Genomic DNA, 21,496 nt, shown 5'->3' with positions numbered 1-21,496 from the left:
CGGGCGGTGCGCCGGCACGGCGAGGGCCGGGTGCTCGTCCGGGGCCGGCGCACGGTGATACGGCTTGAGTCCTGGTCCGTCAGCCTGCCAGGCGTTCCACCAGCAGGAACCCGCCGATGGCGATCATCATCGCCCCGGAGACACGGGTCACCGCCCTGGCCGCGGCAGGCCTGGTCCCCAGGACCGTGCGGGCCAGGACTGCCACGGTGAGGTAGACGACGGCACACGCGGTCATGTGCAGCGAGCCGAGCAGGCCGGTCTGGCCGGCGACCGGCCAGGCACCCGCGGGGTCGATGAACTGCGGGAACAGGGAGAAGTAGAGCAGCAGGGCCTTGGGGTTCAGTCCGCTGGTCCCGATTCCCCTGAGCATGACCCGCAGCCGGGTGGAGCCCTCGCAGGCCACTTCCTCCTCGGAGGCCGTCAAGGCGGCCGGCTGCCGGAGCACGCCCCAGCCGAGCCACACCAGGTAGCCGGACCCCGCCACGGTCAGCGCGGTGAGCAGCGTCCCCGAGCTCGCCACGATCACCACCAGTCCCGCCACGGCGAGCAGCGTGTACCCCGCGTATCCGGCGATCAGCCCGGCGACCGCCGGCACGACCGACCGGTCCCGCAGGCCCGCCGTGATGGCGTAGGCCCAGTCCGCGCCGGGGGTGAATATCAGCAGCAGATCCACCGCCAGGAAGGCCGCCAGCGTGGTCGTGTCCATCGATCGTTCCCTCTCACGTGCCGTGGTGCGAGAGGAAGGCTAGGTCGGATCAGCCCGAAGGTGTTCCCTTCTTTACTCCTTGATCGCGGAATCTGGGGCAGAATCTTCTCCATGGATGCCCTGGACCGGAAAATTCTTACCGAGCTGCAGCTGGACGGCCGTCTCACGGTCACCGAACTGGCCGCGCGCGTGAAACTGAGCGTCTCGCCCTGCCACCGCAGGCTGCGCGATCTCGAACGCGAGGGTGCGATCCGCGGGTATCGCGCGGTGGTGGACCCGGCCGCCGTGGGCCTGAACTTCGAGGCCCTGGTCTTCGTCACCCTGCGCTGGGAGGACGCCGACACGGTCTCCGCGTTCGAAGAGGCGGTGGCCGCCGTCCCGCACGTGCTCCAGGCCCAGCGCCTGTTCGGCGACCCCGACTACCTCCTGCGCGTCGCCACCACCGACCTGGCCGCCTTCCAGCAGCTCTACGACCAGCGGCTGGCCCGGCTCCCCGGCGTGCAGCGCCTCAACTCCACACTCGTCATGAAGCACATCGTCGACGACCGCCCGCTGCCCGAGTGAGCGGCCCCGACGCGGGCAGCCGGCTCAGCCGCCCAGCCCCCCGGCGAACGGCATCGACCGCCAGTGCTCGACGGCCGGCTTGAGGGCGTCGACCAGCAGCGGCAACTGCGGCGCGAGCGCGAGGCACGCCACCGCGCGGGACATGCCCACCGCGTTGATGACCCGCAGCACGTCCTGGTCCAGCTGCCGCAGACCCAGGCGCCCGGCCGCCGCGTCGTACGCGGCCTCGCACTCGGGTCCGAGGGCCGCCACGTCCCACTCGACCGGTCCGAGCGTGGTCAGTTCGAAGTCGGAGTACAGCACGCCGTCCGGACCGGAGACGATGTTGGCCGCCGGGGCGTCCCCGTGGATCGGCTGGAACCCGATGCCGGGGAACACCGCCTCGAACCCCGCGCGTGAGCCGACGACCGGCTCCAGCACCTCCCACTCGCGCCGCGCCCGGTCGAGATGGGCCGGGGCCAGGAGATCGGGGCGCGCTTCGAGCGCGGCAAGCCCCTCGGTGACGAACCGCGGTTCGGCCGCCGAGAGGAACGGCAGCTCACCCGGGTAGGAGCGCAGCGCGGTGTGCAGGTCGGCGACCAGGCCGGCGTGGTGCACGAAGTCGGGCTCGGTGCTCTGGTCCAGCTCGACGAACTGCCAGAACGTCATCGAGAACCCGTCCCGCCGCACGGGCTCACGCGGCACGAGCGGGCTCGGCGGGATCACCGGGTGCCCCTGGTCGGCGAGCCACCCCACCACGTCCAGCTCCTGCCGCTGCCGGGCGGCCTGGGAGTCGGCGTCGGCGTACGACGGCAGGACGGTCGGCACCCTGACCACCACGGGTGACGGAGCCAGGTGCACCACGACGGAGAACACGTCGTAGATGACCTTCGCGTCCGCCACGTCGAGCCCCAGATCACGCCCCGCGGCGACGGCCGCGGCGAGGGCACGGGAGGTGCGGGCGGACATCTGATCAGGTGTCATGAACCCTTCCATGCTGCCGATGGTGTCACGCCGGGCGCAGGGGCGCACCGGTTCAAGGATCACCGGCCGCTTGTGCGCTACGGGTCAACGCCGGTGCGCTGTACGGCAATCGGCCCGGCCGTGTCCGTCCTAGCGTGGTGGGGTCCCTTGCATCAGCCGCTCGGAAACGAGGAAGCAGCACATGCCGTACATCACCGTGGGCCAGGAGAACTCCACCGCCATCGACCTGTACTACGAGGACCACGGATCCGGGCAGCCGGTCGTCCTCATCCACGGCTTCCCCCTCGACGGGCACTCCTGGGAGCGGCAGAGCGCGGTGCTGCTCGACGCCGGATACCGAGTGATCACCTACGACCGGCGCGGTTTCGGGCAGTCCGCCCAGCCGACGACGGGCTACGACTACGACACCTTCGCGGCCGACCTGAACACCGTGATGGAGACCCTCGACCTGCGGGACGCCGTACTTGTCGGGTTCTCGATGGGCACCGGCGAGGTCGCCCGGTACGTCTCCCGGTACGGCTCGGCCAGGGTCGCCAAAGTCGCCTTCCTCGCCTCCCTGGAGCCCTGCCTGCTCAAGTCCGACGACAACCCGGACGGGGTCGCCCCGAAGGAGTTCTTCGACGGGGTCGTCGCGGCGGTGAAGGCCGACCGCTACGCCTACTACACGGACTTCTACAACGACTTCTACAACCTCGACGAGAACCTCGGCAGCCGGATCAGCGAGGAGGCCGTCCGCAACAGCTGGCACGTCGCCGCGCGCGGCGGCTTCTTCGCCGCGTCCGCCGCGCCCGCGACCTGGTACACCGACTTCCGCGCCGACATCCCGGCGATCGACGTGCCGGCCCTGATCCTGCACGGCACGGGCGACCGCATCCTGCCCGTGGAGGGGACGGCGCGGCAGTTCCACAAGGCCCTTCCGGCCGCGGACTACGTGGAGATCGAGGGCGCCCCGCACGGTCTGCTGTGGACTCACGCCGAGGAGGTCAACTCGGCGCTGCTCGCCTTCCTGGCGAAGTGAATCGGTTTCTTCCTCCGATTCTTCCTGGACCGCCCCGGGGCGGCATGGTGACATCGTCAAGGCCGGCAGCGGATCCCAGCTGCCGGCCTCGCTGATGCCCAGGGGGGAATCCAGATGCCCGTCGTCCTTTCCACCGCGTCACTGCCGGCGGCCGAACGCGGGGAGCGCTGGCACCACGCGGTGTCCCACACCTTCATCCCGCTCGATGTGCGACTCCTGGAGGACGATCCGTCGCCCGGCCGCATCGTCAGCGACCGGCTGGGTTCCTTACGGGTCTCGCAGGTCCAGGCGGGCCCGCAGGTCGTGACGCGCAGCAGGCGGCTGATCGCTCAGGACGGGAAGGAGTTCCTCATCCTCACCCTGCAGCGGCGGGGCAGCGCCCTCAAGGAGCAGGACGGGAGAGAGACCCGCATCGGGCCGGGCGACTTCTCCCTCTCCGACTCCTCCCGGCTCTTCAGGAAGAAGGTGGAGGGCGCGTTCTGCTTCACCTCCTTCCACTTCCCCCGCGAGGATCTCCGGGTGCGCGACGAGGACCTGCGGGCGCTCACCGCCACGGCGTTCTCCGGCCGGGAGGGCGGCGCCGCCCTGGTGGCGACCTACTTCGCTCGCCTGGCCCGGGAAGCGGCGCATCTCGACGCCTTCGCCGGCCGCCAGTTCGCCGACACGGCGCTCGACCTGCTGGCGCTGCTGATCAACGAACGGCGCGGCCGCTTCGTCCCCCAGGCCCCGGAGACCGCCGCGGCCACCCTCGTGCGCGTCAAGGACCACATCCTGCGCCACCTCGCCGACCCCGGCCTGGCACCGGCCGGCATCGCCGCCGCGCACTTCGTCTCGGTCCGCTACCTGCACAAGCTGTTCCAGCCGGAGGGCGTGACGGTCGGGGAGTGGATCCGCACGCAGCGGCTGGAGCGGTGCCGCCGCGATCTGCAGCGCGCCCCGGCCCTGGAGCACGGGATCGCGGCCGTCGCCCGGCGCTGGGGATTCACGAGCCCCAGCCACTTCAGCCGGGCCTTCCGGGCGGCCTACGGGATGACGCCCCGCGAGTGGCGGATCCACAGCCTGTCCGGGGCAGCGACGACGGGCGCGGCAGAGCGGGAACGTCCCGGCGGACCGGCTCGTTGCCCATGAGTTCGCCCACGTCCGAGTTCGTCCACGTCGCCGACCCAGGGAGCATCGTGCCCGACACCACGCCCGACCCGTCCACCGTCCTCCCCGCACTCCCGGCCCTGAGCGCGCAGGCCGAGCGGCTGATCGAGCTGGGGGTGCACGAGATCGCCGGGCTGTCCGCCGACGAGATCCGCGCGTTCGCCGCGGAGGCCGAAGCCGGGGCCGATGGCCACGGTGGCCTGCTGGCCGTGCACCCGGACCGGGCCCCCGCCTCCGCCCTCGCGCCACTGCTCCGACGCGACGGCAAGCCGGGCTTCGTCGTCGTCGACATGCCCGACGTCGACGAGTTCACCCCCTGCGCCCTCGAACTGCCCGACGCCCCGCTCTACGTCGTCACCGGCATCGACCGCGGCGACCACATGGCCAACTGGTCGCCGGACGAGGCGCTGCCCGCCCTCACCAAGGAGGACCGCACCCCGCTGGTGCTCACCGAGGGCGTCCACTGGGTGCTCCAGCAGCCCGAGGCCCTGGAGCGCAACCTCTGCTTCATGACCATCGGTTCCCGGCTGCGCAAGCCCAACGGCACCCTGGACGCCCGCACCCCGGCGATCTGGATCAGCAACGGCACCGGCCGGGACGGCCGGGAGCGCCGCAACGCCCCCAAGGTCGGCTGGTGCTGGTGGAACAACCGGCACACCTGGCTGGGCTTCGCCTCCGCGACGGGCCGCAGAGGCTGAGGCCCGTCCCTGCCCGTCCCTGCGCGAACCGGGTGAGCGGCGCCGGACACCGCGCGATGACACGTCCGGCGGCCCGTGTCGCCTCCGGGCGCATGCGGTTCGTCACCGTCGCGCTCTTCGCGGCGGTCCCGTACGGGCCGCCGGGTCGCGGACGCTCCTGGCCCACGCGTCGCTCTCCGGCCAGGCCGCCCGGTGCAGCCGGCCGGTGAGCGTCCGCAGGCGCTCCACCAGCTCGTCCGGCTCGTGCACGACGAAGTCGAACCCGAACGCGGCCACCCACACCGCCAGATGGTCCAGGCTGTCCGATCCGATGCGCAGCAGGCACGACTCGTCGTCGACGGGTTCCACCGTGCCCAGCGTGGTCGGCACCTCGTCGGCCACCTCCGTCGCCGAGCCGCGCATCGTCAGCACGGCCCGGTAGCGGTACCGGGCGGTGGTGCGCCCCGTCGACAGGTAGCTCACCAGGTCCTCCGCCGGCAGCGGCCGCGGGCTGAAGCGGGGCCCGGTCGGCACCCTGAGCTCCAGCCGGTCGACCCGGAACCTGCGCCAGTCCGACCGCCGGGTGTCCCACGCGAAGAGATACCAGCGCCGCGCGTCGTGGACGAGCCGGTACGGCTCCACGTCGCGTACCGTGCGCTCCCCGTCGTAGGAGACGTAGTCGAACCGGAGCCGTTCGCGGTCACGCACGGCCGAGGCGATCGCGCTCAGTGCCGAGGCGTCGATCGTGCGGCCCGGCGCGGGCAGGGCGACCATGGCGGCGCCGAGTGTGCTGATCTGATGGCGCAGCCGGGACGGCAGCATCCGGTCGAGCTTCGCCAGCGCCCTGACGGACGTCTCCGCCATGCCCGTGACCGCGCCCGAGGCCGCCGTCCGCAGCCCCACCGCCACGGCCACCGCCTCCTCGTCGTCGAGCAGCAGGGGCGGCAGCGACGCACCGGCCCCCAACCGGTAGCCCCCGCCCACACCGCCGGTGGCGTTGATCGGGTAGCCCAGCGCACGCAGCTTGTCCACGTCGCGCCGGACGGTCCGCGCGCTGACGCCCAGCCGGCGCGACAATTCCCGCCCCGGCCAGTCGCGTTGTGTCTGCAGCAGTCCGAGCAGACGCAGGAGCCGCGCCGAGGTTTCCAACATGGCGCGAGTTTCGCATCGATGGCGGTCAAGAGGTGACCGCGAATGCTCCTAACGTCGCCCGCACCACGGAAGGAGATCCCCCATGACCATTCTCGTAACCGGTGCCACGGGCAACGTCGGACGTCCCCTCGTCGAGCAGCTGCTCGCCTCGGGCCACCAGGTGCGCGCGCTCACCCGCAACCCGCAGAAGGCCGGCCTCCCCGCCGGCGCGCAGGCCGTCGCCGGGAACCTGGCGGACACCGCCGGCCTGGCCCGGGCCTTCGACGGTGTGACCGCCGCGCACCTGATCAGCTTCGACGGCGAGGACTTCTCCCCGCTGACCAACGGTGCGGAGATCGTCGAACTGGCGCGCAGGGCCGGCGTGCGGCGGGTGACGGTCCTCAAGGGCGATGTGGAGAAAAGCCCCCTGGAGGAGGCGGTCGAGGCAGGCGGCCTGGAGTGGACGCACCTCTCGCCGGTGGAGTTCATGTCCAACGCGCTGGAATGGGCCGAGTCGGTCACCTCCGAGGGCGTGGTCCGCGAGGCGTTCGCCGATGCCAGGAGCGCCATGGTGCACGAGGCGGACATCGCCGCGGTCGCCGCCGTCGCCCTGACCTCGGACGGCCACGCGGGCCAGGAGTACTGGCTCACCGGCCCCGAGGCGCTGACACCGCAGGACAAGGTGCGCGTCATCGCCGAGGTCCTCGGCCGGGAGGTGCGCCACGTCGAGTTGTCCCAGGACGAGATCGTCGATCAGTGGCGGCGGCAGGGCTACTCGGACGAGGACATCGAGTTCTTCGTCATGATGCGAACCAACCCGCCGGAGGCCGGTTACACCGTGCTGCCGACAGTGGAGAAGGTCACGGGCAAGCCGGCCCGGACCTTCGCTCAGTGGGTGCGGGAGAACGCGGCCGCTTTCGGCGGCTGAGCAGGAGTCAGGTTCGCCGAACGGTACTTGAACCCGGCCCGGATCTACGCGAATCTTGGCCTTCGGATCGACTTCGTCCGAACTCCTGGTGGGGTCTCGGCGGCCAGAACGGTGGGATCGAGGTCATGGAGGTGAAAGCGGCCGCCGGGGAACTTCTGGCGGCCCTCGTGGCGCAGGCCGACGCGGACTTCGCGGTCAGAATGCAGCGGTACTTCCCGCAGGAGATTCGCGCGCTCGGCGTGCGCAACGCCTCCGTCGTCGAGCTCGCGAACGGCTGCTTCCGTGCGCGGCCGGACCTTCCCGCGGCGACCCGGCTGGCCCTGACGGAAGAGGTGCTGTCACGCGCCTCGTACCACGAAGAGGTCCTGCTGGGTTTCGCGCTCCTGCACAAGGTGGCCAGGGCCGGGCTGGGCAGCGAACTCCTCGACCGCTGTGAGCACTGGCTCGAAACCCATGTCTCCAACTGGGCGCAGTGCGACGACCTGTGCCTGAAACTGCTGTACCCGTTCTTCCGCGGCCACCTCGACCAGATCCCGCGGACGCGACGCTGGGTCGCATCCCGGTCGCCCTGGGCGAGGCGCGCCGCGAACGTGGCCGTCGTGAAGTTCGTCCGGCGCGAGGTGGGGCGGACGGTGTTCGAACTGCCCCTGTCGCACGTCTTCGACAACTGCGCCCGGCTCATGCACGACAAGGACGTGTATGTGCAGAAGGGCTGCGGCTGGCTGCTCAAGGTCACCGCCGAGATCCATCAGGACGAGGTGGCCGCGTTCCTGCGCACGTGGCACACGGAAATGGCCCGCGACACGTTCCGGTACGCGATCGAGAAGATGGACCCGGAAACTCGGACTTCCCTCATGGCGCTCGGCCAGGGGCCGGATCGGTGAATTCGGCAGGGCTTCGGAGTCCGGCTGATTCATCAGCGTGCACGGAGGGAGAAGTGAAGAGTGTTACTCATCGACGCGCAACCGTATGTCGGTCATCACTGCGAATCGACATCCCTGGTCAACCTTCTTCGACAGCGCGAGATCGACTTGTCGGAGCCGCTCGTCTTCGGCCTCGGTAGCGGTTTGTCCTTCACCTACTGGCGTACGAAGCAGATGCCGGCCCCGTTCCTCGGGGGCCGGATAAAACCGGACCGGCTGACCGCCAATATCACCGCATCGCTGGGTCTGCGGCTGACCGTCAGGGAGACCTCCTCGGACAAGTGGGCCCGCGAACAGCTGCTCCAGGAGCTCGACTCGGGGACGGTCGTCGGCCTCAAGCTCGACCGCCACCACCTCGACTACTCCACGGACGAGTACAGGTTCGCGGCCCACTACGTCGCCTGCGTCGGCTACGAGGACGACAGGTTCGCCCTCGTCGAGACCAGGCCGCTGGGGCTTGGAAATGGACCGAGGTGGCAGGACTCCTCCGCGAGGCGGGAACCACCAAGGACCGAGCCCCCATCGAGCACGCCTCGGAACTGGTGCATGAACTCGTGGAGGAGGAGCACCGCCTGATGCGCAGACTCCTGGACCTTGCCTGAACCTGTCCGCTCATGTCCCCGGGAGGCGGGTCACGTCCCGCCCGGTTCGTCCGCGGGGCTCCGCAACGCCTGGTACACCGACCACACCACCGCCACCAGCGGTACGGCCACCACCGCACCGATCACCCCCGCCGCGACCGCCCCGCCGACCACCGCCAGGGCGACCACCACCGGGTGCAGCCGAACGGCCCAGCTCATCACGATGGGATGCAGCAGGTGGCCCTCGATCTGGCCGATGACCACGATCAGGGCCACGACCACCAGGGCGATGAGCGGCCCCTTCGACGCCAGGGCGACGACCGCCGCGACCGCCAGAGCGATGGGCGAGCCGATCAGCGGGATGAACGCGGCCAGGAACTCCAGCAGGGCCAACGGCACGGCGAGCGGCACCCCGAGGGCGAACAGGGCGATGCCCACGAGGACCGCGTTGGTCCCCGCCACCAGCAGGATGCCGTGCGTGTAACCGGTGAAGGTCCGCCAGGCGGCCCCGGCCCCCACCGCGAATCGCTGCCGGGCCCGGCCGGGAAGCTGGTCGCACAGCCACTGCCACTGCTTCTCACCGGAGTGCGTGAAGAACACCGAGCAGAACAGGGCCAGCGCGAGCACGGTCAGCACCTCGACCAGCCGGCTCGCACCGCTGAGAGCCGTACTGATGAGGGTGGAGCGGTGGTCCGACAGGAGCTTGCCGATCCGGGACTGGAGATCGTCGAACGCGTCCGCGGGAAGCCGGAAGGGCGGTTCCTCCAACCGTCGCTCGATCCGGTCGATCCCCTCCACGAACTCCTTCTCCAGCCCGGTCCGCTGATCCGCCACGGTCTCACCCACCAGGGCCAGCGCCCCGAGGACGAGGACGATGCCACCGATGAGCGCGGCGGCGACCGCGAGCGGCCGGGGCATGAACCGGGCCAGCAGTCCGGCCGCGGGGCGGAGCACCGCCGTGATGACGAGACCGAGGAAGACGGCGACGGCGATCCGGTGGAACTCCCCGAGTACGGAGAAGGCGAACCGGACGACGATGCCGACCGCGATGAGCCGCCACGCGTACGCGGCAGCGGTCCGCAGCACGACCGGTACGCGCGACTCGGCGTCGGTCGGGCGCGGCAGCGCCGAGGCGGGTGGATCGGGGGGCGTCGACATCTCATGCCCGTACCACCCACCGGCCGTCGAACCGCGGGGCGAGCCCGGAATTCCCCCGAAGGCCGGTACCGGCCCGGCCGGCGGGGCACGCCGAACAGCGCCTCGCACCCGCCCCGCCGCAAGTCCCCAACGCGCCATGGGGGAAACCCCCATGAATGCGTCGCCATCCGCTTCCTTATCCCCGGTCTGGCCACCGTCAAGGCGGAGTCGACCGTCAGCGCCCCGGGCGGGGAGCCGCCCACCACCGGACGGCAGTCTCGGGACACGGCTACCTCTGCGGCCCTCGCCCGCCGTCCGACTCCGCCGGCCGCGCCTAGCGCACGGGGAAGCCGAAGGAGTAGCCCTGCTCCTTCAGCCACGGCAGGACTTCTCGCAGAGCGGCGACGGTCTGCGAGCGGTCTCCTCCCGCGTCGTGGAAGAGGAGCGTCGGGCCGTTGGAGATCTCGTTCTTGACGGTGGCGACCATGGCGTTCGTGCCGGGACGCTCGAAGTCCTTGGAGTCGATGTTCCAGCCGAGCGGGCGCATGCCGTGGGACGCGGCGAGGTGGCGGCTGTAGGGGGTGAAGGCCCCGCCGGGCGCCCGGTAGTACAGCGGGCGGACGCCCCCGGACGCCTTGGTGATCATGCGTTCGGCGTCCAGGATCTGCCGGGACTGGTAGGCCTTGGACTTGTGGTCCATGGTGACGTCGTGCGAGACCGTGTGGTCGCAGAGCCGGTGCCCGGCCGCCACCACCGCCTTGACCAGGTCCGGGTGGGCACGGGCCTGCGTGCCCACCATGCAGAACGTGGCCTTCACACCGTGGTCCCGCAGCACCTGGAGCACTTCAGGTGTCCAGACGGGGTCCGGTCCGTCGTCGACGGTGATGTTGACGCCGCGGGCACCGGCGTCCGAGGCGTGCACGATGCCCGCCGGCACGGGCGCCGCCTTCCGGCCCTGCGACTGGGCGGGAGGCGCCGAGACGCCCCGGCCGGGTCGTGACTCGGTGGCACCGAGTTGCGCGTTCCAGAACGAGGTCAGGCCGGCGACCGCGGTCACCCCGAGCGCCGCCGCCAGCACTTTGGCGTACCATCCCCGTCCGCCACTTCGCACCATGTCTTGTGTTCCTTCGCCGTCGCCGTGGAGCCCGTGCATACGGCAAGAGGGCGGAAGGCGGCCGGTGGATCCGTCTGTTACCGATCACGGACAATCCTGCTGCTCGGCGGTATCCGGACGGCCGGCGCGGTGCGTTCGCGCCCGGTCCGCGGACGACGCCTCGATCCAGGTGCGGACGGCCGAAGCCGTTGACTGCGCGTGTTCCCGCATCATCGTCAGATGGTCGCCGGGGACGTCCAGGACGTCGTGCGCCGACGGCCAGGACGTACGCCAGTCGTCGGCGTCCGCGGAGGCGGCCATCGCGGGTGTGGGGCGCAGCGCGCGGACGAGGAGCGTCGGCGTGGTGACCGGTTCGGGGTGCCAGCCGAGGAAGATGCGGTTGTAGGCCCCCATCGCCGCGAGGGCGCTGTCGTCGTCCCCGGTGAACAGGGGCCGTCCGGAGTCCCGCGGCGGGGGAGCGGCCAGGGACAGCAGCCAGTCCTTGCCGTGGTCGTCCGGCGTGATGTGGTACGTGTCCAGCAGGACCAGGCCGGCCGGTACCCGGTCCATGCTCTCCAGCCGGCGGGCCACGAGGTGTGCCACGTTGCCGCCCGCGGACCGTCCTACGATCACGAGGGGACCGTCGCCGGTGTGAGCCAGGACGTTCTCGGCCTGCGTGCACGCCAGCGCGGCGCGGTCCTCCGGTACGGCGGACCCGGCGCCGATCCCGGGGTGCGGGAACTCCAGCACGTCCAGGTCGTCGTGGAACGCGCGGTGGAAGCGAGGGAAATCGCCACCTCCCGACGCGAGCGAGGGGTGGTAGGCGGGAAAGTAGACGACCGTCGGCCTTCCCGAGCCGGGGCGGCCGTGGGAGCGGCGGATCGGGGGCGGCGCGTGCTCGTGGCCCCGGGCGGCCGTGAAGGTGGGCAGCGCCCAGGACGCGGTGACGAGCAGGTGCATCGCCGCCACCGGTTGCCCGCAGGCACTGACACTGCGGAACAGCGAGGAGAGGGTGTACGCGGGCCGCTCGGCCTCCGCGGCCTCGGGAGCTGCCGCGGCGGCCGGGGTGTCGGACAATCGGCCGAGCAGGTGCCGGGCCAGCTCTCCGGTCGTGCGGTGCTCGAACACCAACGCCGCAGACAGCCGGATCCCCAGCGCCGTGCTCCACCGGTTGCGGATCTGCATCGCGGTCAGGGAGTCGAATCCCAGCTCGGTCAGGGACCGCCCGGCCGGGAGGGCGTCGGCATGCGGGTAGCCGAGCACCGCCGCGACATCCTGACGCAGCAGATCCTCGAGCGCCGCCTGCCGGTCGCCGGCGGGCAGCCGGTCCAGCCGCGCCCGCCAGCCCCCGGCTCCGGCAGCCGCCCCGGATCGCCGGAGGAATCGGCCCCTGTCGCCGCGGTCGGCCGTTCGGGACGGACGAAACCGCGCAACGGTGGTGGCAGGTGTCCTCCGCCGGACCGAAGTGCGGCCCGGTCCAGCAGAATCGGTGCCAGGACCGGCTCGGTCGTGCGCAGCGCCGCGTCGAAGAGGGCCAGACCCTGCCGTGTGGACAGCGGGACGAGCACCTCACGCGGCCCGGAACGCTGTCCGGGCAGCCCGGCCGCCATGCCGTCGGCGTGCTCCCACGGCCCCCACACCAGCGACAGCGCGGGGAGCCCTGCGGCGGCGCGCCGCCGGGCGAGGGCGTCGAGGAAGGAGTTCGCGGCCGCGTAGTTGCCCTGACCCGCCCGGCCGAGCAGACCGGAGACGGAGGAGAACACGACGAACGCCGAAAGGCCCATGTCCCGGGTCAGTTCGTGCAGATTCCAGGCCGCGTCGGCCTTCGGCCGCAGCACGGCGGCCATCCGGTCCGGGGTCAGCGCGTCCAGCACGCCGTCGTCCAGGACACCGGCGGCGTGCACCACGGCCGTCAGCGGTGGCTCGCAGCGTTCGATCACCTCGGACAGCGCGGCGCGGTCCGCGGCGTCACACGCGACGACGTCGACCCGTGCTCCCGACTCCGCGAGCTCGTCGCGCAGTTTCTCGGCCCCGGGCGCCTTCGGGCCGCGGCGGCCGGTCAGCAGCAGATGCCGCACGCCGTGTTCGGCGACCAGGTGACGGGCCAGTTCGGCGCCGAGCGCGCCGGTGCCTCCGGTGATGAGCACCGTGCCGTCCGCGCCGAGGGCCGCCGTCCCCGTGTCCGGGGCGTCACCGACCGCGGCCAGCCGGGGAACCGTCACCCGCCCTTCCCGCACGCGCAGTTGAGGCTCGCCGGTGGCGACGGCCGCGGGCAGCGTCCGCAGCGACTCGGGCCGCCCGTCCACATCCACCAGGACGACCCGCCCGGGCAGCTCCGACTGGGCCGCGCGCACCAGCCCCCAGACGGCCGCGCCCGCCAGGTCCGGCACCGGTGCGGTGGCGTCCCGGGTCACCACCACCAGCCGTGAGCCCGCCGCGCCGGGATCGTCCTGCAGGTCCTGAAGCGTCGCGAGCACCCTGCCCGTCAGCTCGTGCACGGCACCCGGAGGGTCGGAATCCGCCGCGCCGGAGACGGCCGTCACGGCGACGAGTTCCGGATTCCCGGCCCCGGGGGGCAGGAACGCGGCAAGGCCGAGTTCGTCCGGCCCGCGCACCGACCAGGCGTGCTCGTCGCTGTCGCTGTCGCTGTCGCCATCGCCGGAGAGTTCCAGGGCCGCCCATCGGGGGCGCAGCAGGGCCCTTCCCACCAGGTCGTCCGCTGCGACGGCCTGGCCGGCGGGGAGTTCTCGCGTGGTCAGGGAGTCCACGCGTGCCACGATCCGGCCGGCCGGGTCGGAGAGGGCCAGCGAGACCGTGTCCGCGCCGGTCCGAGTGATCCGGACCCGCAGCTCCGTGGCTCCGGAGGCGTGCAGGCTCACTCCGCTCCATGCGAACGGCACCCGGATCGGGCCCGCGTCGTCGGGTGCGGCGAGCAGCGGCGCGTGCGACGCCGCGTCGAACAGTGCGGGATGAAGCCCGAAGCGGCCCGCTTCCGAGGCGTGCGAGGCGGGCAGCCGGACCTCGGCGAAGACGTCGTCGCCGCGGCGCCACAGAGCGCCGACCCCTTGGAAGGCGGGCCCGTACGCGAGTCCGGCGTCGGCGAGGGCGGCGTACGCGCCGGTGAGGTCCACCGCCTCGGCATCGTGGGGCGGCCACGGGGCATGCTCGTCGGCAGTGGCAGTGGCAGTGGCAGTGGCAGTGGCAGTGGCCCGGCCTCGGCCGGCATGGGCGGTCCGTGGGACGTGCCCGGCGGCCAGCTGACCGGAGGCGTTCCTGGTCCACGGGACGTCCGCGGCGGACTCCTCCGGCCGGGAGTAGATGTCGAGCGACCGCCGGCCCGAGTCGTCCCTCGCGCCCACCACGACCTGGACACGCACCCCCGCCGAGCCGGGCAGGGCGAGCGGCGACAGCATCACGAGGTCGTCGACCGCGCCGCAGCCCACCTCGTCGCCCGCGCGTACGGCCATCTCCACGAGCAGCGTCGCCGGCACGATCACGTTCCCGGCGACTACGTGGTCGGCCAGCCAGGGGTGGGCCGCGCGGGACAACAGCCCGGTCAGCACCGTCCGTCCGGTGTCCGGGACCGGGAAGGCCGGGCCCAGCAGCGCCTGTTCGCCGGTCGTCGGGCCCGACGCGTCCAGCCAGTACCGCTGCCGCTGGAAGGCGTACGTCGGCAGATCCACCCGCCGCGCGCCGGAACGCGCGTACACCGCCGCCCAGTCGACATCGGCCCCGGCCACGTGCAGCCGCGCCAGGGCCGACAGGAGCGTCTCCGGTTCGCGGGCACCGCCTCGGGTGGCCACGGCGAGCACGGAGCCGCGCGTGTCCGCGTCGGTCAGACAGTCGGTGGCGGCCGCGGTGAGCACGGGCCCGGGGGCGAGTTCCAGGTAGGCCGAGACGCCGTCGTCCGCGAGCCGGCGCACGGCGTCGGCGAAGCGCACGGGGAGCCGGGCGTGCCGCGCCCAGTAATCGGGGGAGCACAGTTCCGCGGGCTCGGCGGGCCGGCCCGTCACGGTGGAGACGATCGGAATCCGCGGCGGTCGGAAGGTCAAGTCACCCGCGACGCTCAGGAATTCGTCGAGCATGGGCTCCACCAGCGGCGAGTGGAAGGCGTGACTCACCCGCAGTCGTACCGTCCTGCGGCCGTCCGACTCGAAACCGGCCGCGACCGCGAGCACGGCGTCCTTCGCGCCTGAGACCACCACCGAGCGGGGCCCGTTGACGGCCGCGATCGACACCCGCCCCTCGAACCCGGTCAGCGCCGGCAGAACCTCCGCCTCGGCCGCCTCCAGCGCCACCATCGCACCGCCGTCCGGCAACGCCTGCATCAGCCGGCCGCGCGCGGCGACGAGGGCCGCCGCATCGGGCAGGTCGAGCACTCCCGCGACATGCGCGGCCGCCAGCTCGCCGACCGAATGGCCCACCAGGCGGTCGGCTCGAACGCCCCACGACTCCAGCAGCCGGAACAGGGCCACCTCGAACGCGAACAGTCCGGCCTGAGCGAAGTCCGTACGGTCCACCAGAGCCGCGTCCGGCGAGCCCGGCCCGGCGGACAGCACCGCGCTCAGGGGCCGGGGGAGACGGTCGTCCAGGTGCCGGCAGACCTCGTCGAACGCCTCGGCGAAGACGGGGAAGGCGGCGCGCAGTTCCGCGCCCATCCGGGGGCGCTGGGCACCCTGCCCGCTGAACAGGAAGGCCGTACGGACCTCCGGGGCGGCCAGTCCCCGCACCACGCCCGGCGCGTTCCGGCCCGCTGCGAGTGCGTGCAGCGCCTCCCGTGCCCGGGTCCGGTCACCACCGGGCACGAGCGCCCGGTGCGGGAGGGCGCCGCGCGACAGCGCGAGTGAGTGGCCGATGTCGGCGGGCACCAGGTCGGGCCGCCGCGTCACCTCGTCCGCGAGCCGTGCTGCCTGGGCGCGCAGGGCCGTCTCGTCGGCGGCGGAGAGCAGCCACGGAACGGGCGGGGCCGAGGCCCGCTCCGGGGGGACGGCCGTCCTGGGCGCCTCCTCCAGGATCACGTGCGCGTTGGTCCCCCCGATCCCGAAGGCCGAGACCCCCGCCCGCCGCGGCCGGTCCGTTGCCGGCCAGGGCCGGGCGGCGGTCAGCAGTTGCACCCGTCCCGAGGACCAGTCGACGTGCGGTGTGGGCGAGTCGGCGTGCAGGGTCCGGGGCAGCTCGCCGTGCCGCATGGCCTGCACCATCTTGATGACGCCGGCGACCCCGGCCGCCGCCTGCGTGTGCCCGAGGTTGGACTTGACCGACCCGAGCCACAGCGGTTCCTCGCGGTCCTGCCCGTAGGTGGTCAGCAGGGCCTGCGCCTCGATGGGGTCGCCCAGTGTGGTGCCCGTACCGTGGGCCTCCACCGCGTCCACGTCACCGGCGCGCAGCCCCGCGTCCGCCAGCGCCCGCGTGATCAGCCGCTGCTGGGCAGGCCCGTGGGGCGCGGTGAGCCCGTTGGACGCGCCGTCGGAGTTGACGGCGGAGCCCCGGAGCACGGCCAGGACCGGATGGCCGTTGCGCCGCGCGTCGGACAGCCGCTCCAGCAGGACGAGCCCCGCGCCCTCGCCCCAGGCCGTACCGTCGGCCGCCGCCGAGAACGACTTGCAGCGCCCGTCCGGCGACAGCCCGCGCTGGCGGCTGAAGGCGATGAACGACCCGGGCGTCGCCATCACCGTGACCCCTCCGGCCAGCGCCATCGAGCACTCGCCCGAGCGCAGCGCCCGCGCCGCCCAGTGCAGGGCCACCAGCGAGGACGAACAGGCCGTGTCGACGGTGACGGCCGGACCGCGCAGACCGTACACGTACGAGATCCGGCCGGAGGCCACACTGCCCGTCGAGCCCAGGCCCAGGTGCGCCTCCAGCTCGTGATGCCGGGGCAAGCGGGTGGCGTAGTCGCCGTACATGACGCCGACGAACACGCCGGTCTCGCTCTCGCGCACCGACGCCGGGTCGATCCCGGCCCGCTCCCACACCTCCCAGGACGTCTCCAGAAGCAGCCGTTGCTGAGGATCCGTCGCGAGCGCCTCACGCGGTGAGATCCCGAACAGTCCGGCGTCGAACTCCGCGGCCCGGTGCAGAAACCCGCCGTGACGCGTGTACGAGGTGCCGATCCGGTCGGGATCGGGGTCGTACAGGGCTTCCAGGTCCCAGCCGCGGTCGGTCGGGAAGCCCGAGACGGCGTCCCGTCCCCGCGACACCAGCTCCCACAGGTCCTCGGGGGACTCGACGTCACCGGGGTACCGGCAGGCCATGGCGACGATCACGACGGGATCGTCCGCGGAGGGCGGGGCCTGCCCGCCGTCCCGCCCTCGCCGGGCCTCGGGCCGGCCCTCGAACAGAGCGGCCCGCAGGTACCGGGCGACCCCGGCCGGTGCCGGATGGTCGAAGACCAGCGTCGACGGCAGGCTCAGACCGGTCAGCGCACCGAGCCGGTCCACCAGCTCGACCGCGCCGACGGAGGTCATGCCGAGGTCGGTGAAGGGGCTGTCCGCGCTCGCCGCTTCGCCCGGAGCGAGTGGGCACACCTCGGCCGTCTCGGCGAGTACCGACTCGCGCAGCGCCCGCTCCTGGTCGTCCCGGGAGAGCGGCAGCAGCCGCTCGAACAGAGCGGTGGAGGTGGTGCCGGACGCGGCGGAGGCGGCCGGGGCCGGGACGGCCAGCCGGTGCCGGGCTGTCTTGCCGGACGCGGTGCGCGGGACGGCGGCGATCTCGCGGATCTCGGTCGGCACCTTGTAGTCGGCCAGCAGGGTCCGGCATTCGGCGAGCACCCGCCGGGCGTCCAACCCGTCCGGACCCGGCACGACCAGGGCGATCGGCACCTCGCCGAGCACGTCGTGCGGCACTCCGACGGCCACGGCGTCGGACACGCCGGGACACCGCAGCAGGGCCTGCTCGATCTCCGTCGGGTGGATGTTCTCGCCACCCCGGATGATCAGTTCGCTGACCCGGCCGGTGACCCGCAGATGGCCGTGCTCGACGCGGCGGCCGAGGTCGCCGGTGCGGTACCAGCCGTCGCGCAGCGCGGCGGCCGTCGCCTCCGGCTGGTCGTGGTACCCGGTCATCAGACCCGGCGACCGCACCCAGATCTCGCCCTCGGCACCGTCCCCGACGGCCTCGCCGCTCTCCGGATCGACAACCCGCACCTCCACGCCCGGCACGGGCGGCCCGCAGGAACCGTCGACCCTGGGCCCCCCGGGACGATCGGCCGCGATCATGCCGCAGGTCTCGGTGCTTCCGTACGCGTCGAGCAGGGGAGCTCCCAGGGTCTCCTCCACGGCCGCGCGCAGTGCCGGACCGCTCGGCGCACCGGCGACGAGGCACAGCCGCAGCGCCTGAGGTGCCGCACCGGCCGAGTCGACCAGCCGGTGATACGTCGCGGGCACGCCGGCGAGCACGGTGAAGGGCCCACCGAGTCCCTCGTACGCCGTGAGCAGCTCCTGCCGCAGACCGCCGGGCGCCGCCGGCTCCCCGGCGATCCGGGCGCTCGCGCCCACGGCCGTCACGCCCAGGATCGCCAGCGAGTGGCTGAAACTGTGGAACAGGGGAAGCGGCCAGAGCAGCCGGTCGCCGGACGAGAGACCGAACAGCGGGACGTAGCAGGCGGCCACGGACCACAGCGCGGCCCGCTGTGTGGACAGCACGCCTTTGGGCCGGTGGGTGGTGCCGGAGGTGTAGAGCATCCACGCCGGGTCGTCGAGGCCGAGTGTGTCGATCTCCGCGGGCCCGTCGCTCTCGACCGCGCTCCGGAACGACCGGGCGCCCTCCGGGACGGGACCGGACCCGGTGACCAGGGCCCCCAGACGGTCGTACGGCGATCCCAGGCGCCGCAGGCGTACGAGGTGCGCGGCGTCCGTGATGACGAACGCGGCGCGGCTGTCCCGCAGGAAGTGGGCCAGCTCGGCGTCGGAGGAGCGTGGATCGAGCGGGACACCGACCATCCCGGCCCGCAGGACCGCGAGGCAACTCTCCACTGCCTCCACGCGGTTGCCCAGGCAGATCGCGACACGGTCGCCGCGGGCGAGTCCGCTCCGGGTGAGGTACCCGGCCAGTGCGCGGGTGCGGCGCTCCAGCTCGGCGTAGGTGACGCCGCGAGCGGAGTCGGCATAGGCGATCCGTTCCGGTGCCAGCTCGGCGTGCTCCTTCAGCAGTGCCGGCACCGGCCGGATCAGCTCGTCCCGTGTCATGCTCCCCGCCCCTTCAAGTTCCCCGCAGTGCAACGACGTTGAGCCTACGTGGGCGGGCGGCGGGCCTTCCGGTCGCCTCGAAGCGGTGGTGGGGCGGCCCGCGGGTGTTTCGCTCTAGTCGGTGTGGCGCTCCAGGACGCGGCGGGCCGCCTCGGCCTCCGCCGCCGGCGGTGACAGCTCGTCGAGGGTGTCGAGCTCGTCGTCCGCTTCCAGTTCCCGCTCCCAGGCCGCCGCGAGGCGTTCCTGCTCCTCGCGCGGCCTGGAGCCGACAGCTTCGCGGTGCTCCGGGTCCAGAGCTGCCAGGAATCGTCCGAGCGGGTCCGTGGGCATGCGGGGCTCCTGTCGTAGGGAGGGGGTGCCACCTGGCCCAGCATGGGTGAACGCCGGCGCGTCGGCCGCTCGACACAACTGGACGCCGGTCCGTATGTGTCGGCAGCTGCGACAGTGCTGTGGAATCTATCGGTCCTCGGTCCGCTCCGGTTCGTCCCTTCCCGTCCGCTCGCCGTCCGCCAGGAGCGCGTCTCCCCAGCCCACCCGGATCACCCCGTAGGTCTCGCCGTCCCTGGGCGGACGCGTCCAGGAACGGGTGGTGAACGTGTGCAGCCGCCCCCTGACGATGGCATGACGGGGCAGACAGACACCGAACTCCCGGGCCACCGCTTCCAGCAGCGACCGTTCCGTCCCGACGCCGTCCTCCAGGTCACCGAAGAACCGGCTCGGGTCCAGCGCCCGCGGGATCTCCCCGCTCGGCCGGACCTCTCCGTCCATCCAGGTGAAGGAGTACTGCTCGGCGCCGTCCCGCGCCACCGACATGTGGAAGAACGGTTCCCGGTGCCCCGCCCTCAGGCCGCTCCACACCACCACCGCGCGAGTGCCGGCACTTGCGGCGGCGGCCGGGGAGACGAACCTCCGTGGGGCGAACGGGGCCGGATCGCCGTCGAAGGCGAAACTCCAACCGGAGCCGGCCCGGCCGGCCGCCATGAGAGCCCTGTCGTCGTAGGACGAGAACTCCCTCTGACGCTCCAGCGACCTGCGGCGCGCCTCCCACAGGGTCATGGGCTGGTTCAGCACCGGGCCGTCCCCGTCCCCGGCTCCCAGGCGTCCGGGCAGTTCTTCCGGCTCCACCCCCTCCACCAGGACGAACCGGTAGGACGTGCGGTTGTTGCCCGGGTCCGGCTCCGCGAGCCACGCCAGGTCGCCCGGGTCGAGCCCGGCCGTCGGCCTCGGCCCCTCGCCGGGCTGCCCGCCCCGGGGAGTGGCCAGCAGTTCGCGGCCCCGCTCCGGGGTCAGCAGCGGCCCGAGCAGGGGGTCCGCCACCCAGCCCAGGGGGGCCAGGTGGTCCGGTCCCAGCGGCTCCCACCGGGGCAGGGCATCGATCAGTGTCCGCCATGCCCCGTCGGTGTCCCCCCACCGCGCCAGCTCCCGCGCGCGCTCGACCGCTTCCCCGAACGGTCCGGCCGCCGTGTACCGGTACGTGCCGCCGCGCATCCGCTCCAGCGTCGCGTGAGCCAGTGACACCAGGTCCTCGTCGGCGCCCCGCAGGTGGAACCTCAGTGTGGAGTCGTGCCGGTAGGAGTGTGCCGCGTGCTCGGCGACCAGCGGCGGCAGCATCTCGCGCGTGTACCGCGGGTCCGTCACCAGTCCGTCGAAGTACACCATGTGGGTCTCTCCCAGCAGGCGGCGTATCTGGTCTCCCAGCCCGGCGGCCCGCGGTCTTCCGTACTCCTTGGCCTCGTCCAGCGCCTTCAGGGCCCGCTCCCAGCGCCCGCCCAGCGCCTCCAGCCGGGCCTCCTCCATCTGCGCGTCCAGCTCTCGCGTCGTGTCGTTGACGAACACCGGCTCCCCGTCGCCCCGGTGCGCCCGCAGGCTGTGGAACTCCCGGTGCATGTCCCGCATGAACGCCAGGAAGTTCGCGTACCGATCCGGTGGCGCGGCCCGCCAGCTCGCCCACGTGTACACGGCCCACTCACCGTCCTCGTCCACGTCCTCGGGATCCATGAGGACGTAGATGGCGTCGGACTCGACGTCGAGCTGCAGCCCGCGCCGCCAGATGTCCGCCTCCCGACGCTCCTCGGGTCCTGCGTCCTCTTCCAGGTACTCCTCGAACGTGTCCGCGAGCTCTGACGCGTTGTCGTGCCAGTGCGCGTCCTCGGTCCCCGCCAGCAGCCACACGAACCCGCCCGCGTGCCGCCATCCGTCGGTGACCTGGAGGAACTCCCGGTACGACGGAGGCATCCGCCGGCCCAGGCGCTCCTCCATGGCGGCGATCCGTTCCTCGGACGCGGGCGGGAAGCCCAGCCACCGTGCGTGCCGAGCGGCCTCGTCGTCCTCGCCCGGCGTTTCGCCGTCCGGCAGGTGATCCGCCCACTCCCCGCTCCACTTGAGCAGGAAGGACCGCCAGTCGAATGCCGTGGTGTTGGTCATGCGCCCGATGCTGCCACCCGCT

16 protein-coding genes are annotated in these 21,496 nt (G+C 72.6%); 7 read left to right on the top strand and 9 right to left on the bottom strand.

Annotation, left to right across the window (positions count from 1 at the left end; all coding sequences use genetic code 11):
- Positions 1 to 79 precede the first annotated feature (79 nt).
- A complete protein-coding gene (locus CEB94_RS05870; RefSeq protein WP_175431150.1) occupies positions 80 to 706 on the bottom strand; it encodes a LysE family translocator in 627 nt (208 codons plus the stop codon).
- 111 nt (positions 707 to 817) lie between these two features.
- On the opposite strand from CEB94_RS05870, the gene CEB94_RS05865 reads away from it, so the two are divergent.
- A complete protein-coding gene (locus CEB94_RS05865; protein WP_175431149.1) occupies positions 818 to 1,270 on the top strand; it encodes an Lrp/AsnC family transcriptional regulator in 453 nt (150 codons plus the stop codon).
- A 24-nt stretch (positions 1,271 to 1,294) separates the two neighbouring features.
- Here the strand turns inward: CEB94_RS05865 and CEB94_RS05860 are convergent, their stop codons facing one another.
- Positions 1,295 to 2,233 carry an aminoglycoside phosphotransferase family protein gene (locus CEB94_RS05860; RefSeq protein ID WP_246111737.1) on the bottom strand — a complete coding sequence of 313 codons (939 nt, stop codon included), beginning with the start codon at positions 2,231 to 2,233 and terminating at the stop codon, positions 1,295 to 1,297.
- 181 nt (positions 2,234 to 2,414) lie between these two features.
- Here CEB94_RS05860 and CEB94_RS05855 point away from each other — a divergent pair, with 181 nt between their 5' ends.
- The 3 genes from CEB94_RS05855 to CEB94_RS05845 all read left to right on the top strand — a co-directional run bounded on the left by CEB94_RS05855 (position 2,415) and on the right by CEB94_RS05845 (position 5,095).
- Positions 2,415 to 3,251, top strand: a complete 837-nt coding sequence (locus tag CEB94_RS05855; protein WP_175431147.1) for an alpha/beta fold hydrolase — start codon at positions 2,415 to 2,417, stop codon at positions 3,249 to 3,251.
- Positions 3,252 to 3,365: 114 nt separating this feature from the next.
- Complete coding sequence (locus tag CEB94_RS05850) at positions 3,366 to 4,379, top strand: helix-turn-helix domain-containing protein (RefSeq protein ID WP_175431146.1); 1,014 nt, start codon at positions 3,366 to 3,368, stop codon at positions 4,377 to 4,379.
- Positions 4,380 to 4,426: 47 nt separating this feature from the next.
- On the top strand, positions 4,427 to 5,095 hold the full coding sequence (locus CEB94_RS05845; protein ID WP_175436907.1) for a DUF5701 family protein: 669 nt from the start codon (positions 4,427 to 4,429) through the stop codon (positions 5,093 to 5,095).
- A gap of 102 nt (positions 5,096 to 5,197) precedes the next feature.
- Here CEB94_RS05845 and CEB94_RS05840 read toward each other — a convergent pair whose 3' ends face one another.
- Positions 5,198 to 6,226 (bottom strand): helix-turn-helix transcriptional regulator, encoded by a 1,029-nt coding sequence (locus CEB94_RS05840; RefSeq protein WP_175431145.1) that lies wholly within the window; start codon positions 6,224 to 6,226, stop codon positions 5,198 to 5,200.
- Positions 6,227 to 6,308: 82 nt separating this feature from the next.
- Here CEB94_RS05840 and CEB94_RS05835 point away from each other — a divergent pair, with 82 nt between their 5' ends.
- From CEB94_RS05835 to CEB94_RS05825, 3 genes are all read left to right on the top strand, one after another.
- Positions 6,309 to 7,133: an SDR family oxidoreductase gene (locus tag CEB94_RS05835; RefSeq protein ID WP_175431144.1), complete on the top strand. Its 825-nt coding sequence runs from the start codon at positions 6,309 to 6,311 to the stop codon at positions 7,131 to 7,133.
- A 125-nt stretch (positions 7,134 to 7,258) separates the two neighbouring features.
- Positions 7,259 to 8,017, top strand: a complete 759-nt coding sequence (locus CEB94_RS05830) for a DNA alkylation repair protein (protein WP_175431143.1) — start codon at positions 7,259 to 7,261, stop codon at positions 8,015 to 8,017.
- 60 nt (positions 8,018 to 8,077) lie between these two features.
- Entirely contained in the window at positions 8,078 to 8,632 is a 555-nt protein-coding gene (locus CEB94_RS05825; protein ID WP_246111736.1) for a BtrH N-terminal domain-containing protein, read from the top strand.
- 56 nt (positions 8,633 to 8,688) lie between these two features.
- Here CEB94_RS05825 and CEB94_RS05820 read toward each other — a convergent pair whose 3' ends face one another.
- The 6 genes from CEB94_RS05820 to CEB94_RS05800 all read right to left on the bottom strand — a co-directional run bounded on the left by CEB94_RS05820 (position 8,689) and on the right by CEB94_RS05800 (position 21,474).
- Complete coding sequence (locus CEB94_RS05820) at positions 8,689 to 9,795, bottom strand: AI-2E family transporter (protein WP_175431142.1); 1,107 nt, start codon at positions 9,793 to 9,795, stop codon at positions 8,689 to 8,691.
- Positions 9,796 to 10,108: 313 nt separating this feature from the next.
- Entirely contained in the window at positions 10,109 to 10,888 is a 780-nt protein-coding gene (locus CEB94_RS05815; RefSeq protein ID WP_175431141.1) for a polysaccharide deacetylase family protein, read from the bottom strand.
- Positions 10,889 to 10,972: 84 nt separating this feature from the next.
- Positions 10,973 to 12,130, bottom strand: coding sequence for a thioesterase domain-containing protein (locus tag CEB94_RS40755; protein ID WP_246111735.1), 1,158 nt, complete (start codon positions 12,128 to 12,130; stop codon positions 10,973 to 10,975).
- Positions 12,082 to 19,050 (bottom strand): type I polyketide synthase, encoded by a 6,969-nt coding sequence (locus CEB94_RS05810; RefSeq protein ID WP_246111734.1) that lies wholly within the window; start codon positions 19,048 to 19,050, stop codon positions 12,082 to 12,084. The genes CEB94_RS40755 and CEB94_RS05810 overlap by 49 nt, the downstream gene beginning before the upstream one ends.
- A gap of 114 nt (positions 19,051 to 19,164) precedes the next feature.
- Complete coding sequence (locus CEB94_RS05805; protein WP_175431140.1) at positions 19,165 to 19,380, bottom strand: hypothetical protein; 216 nt, start codon at positions 19,378 to 19,380, stop codon at positions 19,165 to 19,167.
- Between the two features lie 126 nt (positions 19,381 to 19,506).
- Complete coding sequence (locus CEB94_RS05800; RefSeq protein ID WP_175431139.1) at positions 19,507 to 21,474, bottom strand: SMI1/KNR4 family protein; 1,968 nt, start codon at positions 21,472 to 21,474, stop codon at positions 19,507 to 19,509.
- Between the last annotated feature and the right edge of the window lie 22 nt (positions 21,475 to 21,496).

Source organism: Streptomyces hawaiiensis, from assembly GCF_004803895.1.
GTDB classification, from domain to species: domain Bacteria; phylum Actinomycetota; class Actinomycetes; order Streptomycetales; family Streptomycetaceae; genus Streptomyces; species Streptomyces hawaiiensis.
The sequence above is the reverse complement of the archived record's forward strand: the minus strand, read 5'-3'. Positions and strand labels throughout refer to the sequence as shown.

Coding starts and splice junctions, on each gene's coding strand:
- CEB94_RS05870 (WP_175431150.1), bottom strand. CDS start 706: ATGGACACGACCACGCTGGCGGCCTTCCTGGCGGTGGATCTGCTGCTG.
- CEB94_RS05865 (WP_175431149.1), top strand. CDS start 818: ATGGATGCCCTGGACCGGAAAATTCTTACCGAGCTGCAGCTGGACGGC.
- CEB94_RS05860 (WP_246111737.1), bottom strand. CDS start 2,233: ATGACACCTGATCAGATGTCCGCCCGCACCTCCCGTGCCCTCGCCGCG.
- CEB94_RS05855 (WP_175431147.1), top strand. CDS start 2,415: ATGCCGTACATCACCGTGGGCCAGGAGAACTCCACCGCCATCGACCTG.
- CEB94_RS05850 (WP_175431146.1), top strand. CDS start 3,366: ATGCCCGTCGTCCTTTCCACCGCGTCACTGCCGGCGGCCGAACGCGGG.
- CEB94_RS05840 (WP_175431145.1), bottom strand. CDS start 6,226: ATGTTGGAAACCTCGGCGCGGCTCCTGCGTCTGCTCGGACTGCTGCAG.
- CEB94_RS05835 (WP_175431144.1), top strand. CDS start 6,309: ATGACCATTCTCGTAACCGGTGCCACGGGCAACGTCGGACGTCCCCTC.
- CEB94_RS05830 (WP_175431143.1), top strand. CDS start 7,259: ATGGAGGTGAAAGCGGCCGCCGGGGAACTTCTGGCGGCCCTCGTGGCG.
- CEB94_RS05820 (WP_175431142.1), bottom strand. CDS start 9,795: ATGTCGACGCCCCCCGATCCACCCGCCTCGGCGCTGCCGCGCCCGACC.
- CEB94_RS05815 (WP_175431141.1), bottom strand. CDS start 10,888: ATGGTGCGAAGTGGCGGACGGGGATGGTACGCCAAAGTGCTGGCGGCG.
- CEB94_RS05810 (WP_246111734.1), bottom strand. CDS start 19,050: ATGACACGGGACGAGCTGATCCGGCCGGTGCCGGCACTGCTGAAGGAG.
- CEB94_RS05805 (WP_175431140.1), bottom strand. CDS start 19,380: ATGCCCACGGACCCGCTCGGACGATTCCTGGCAGCTCTGGACCCGGAG.
- CEB94_RS05800 (WP_175431139.1), bottom strand. CDS start 21,474: ATGACCAACACCACGGCATTCGACTGGCGGTCCTTCCTGCTCAAGTGG.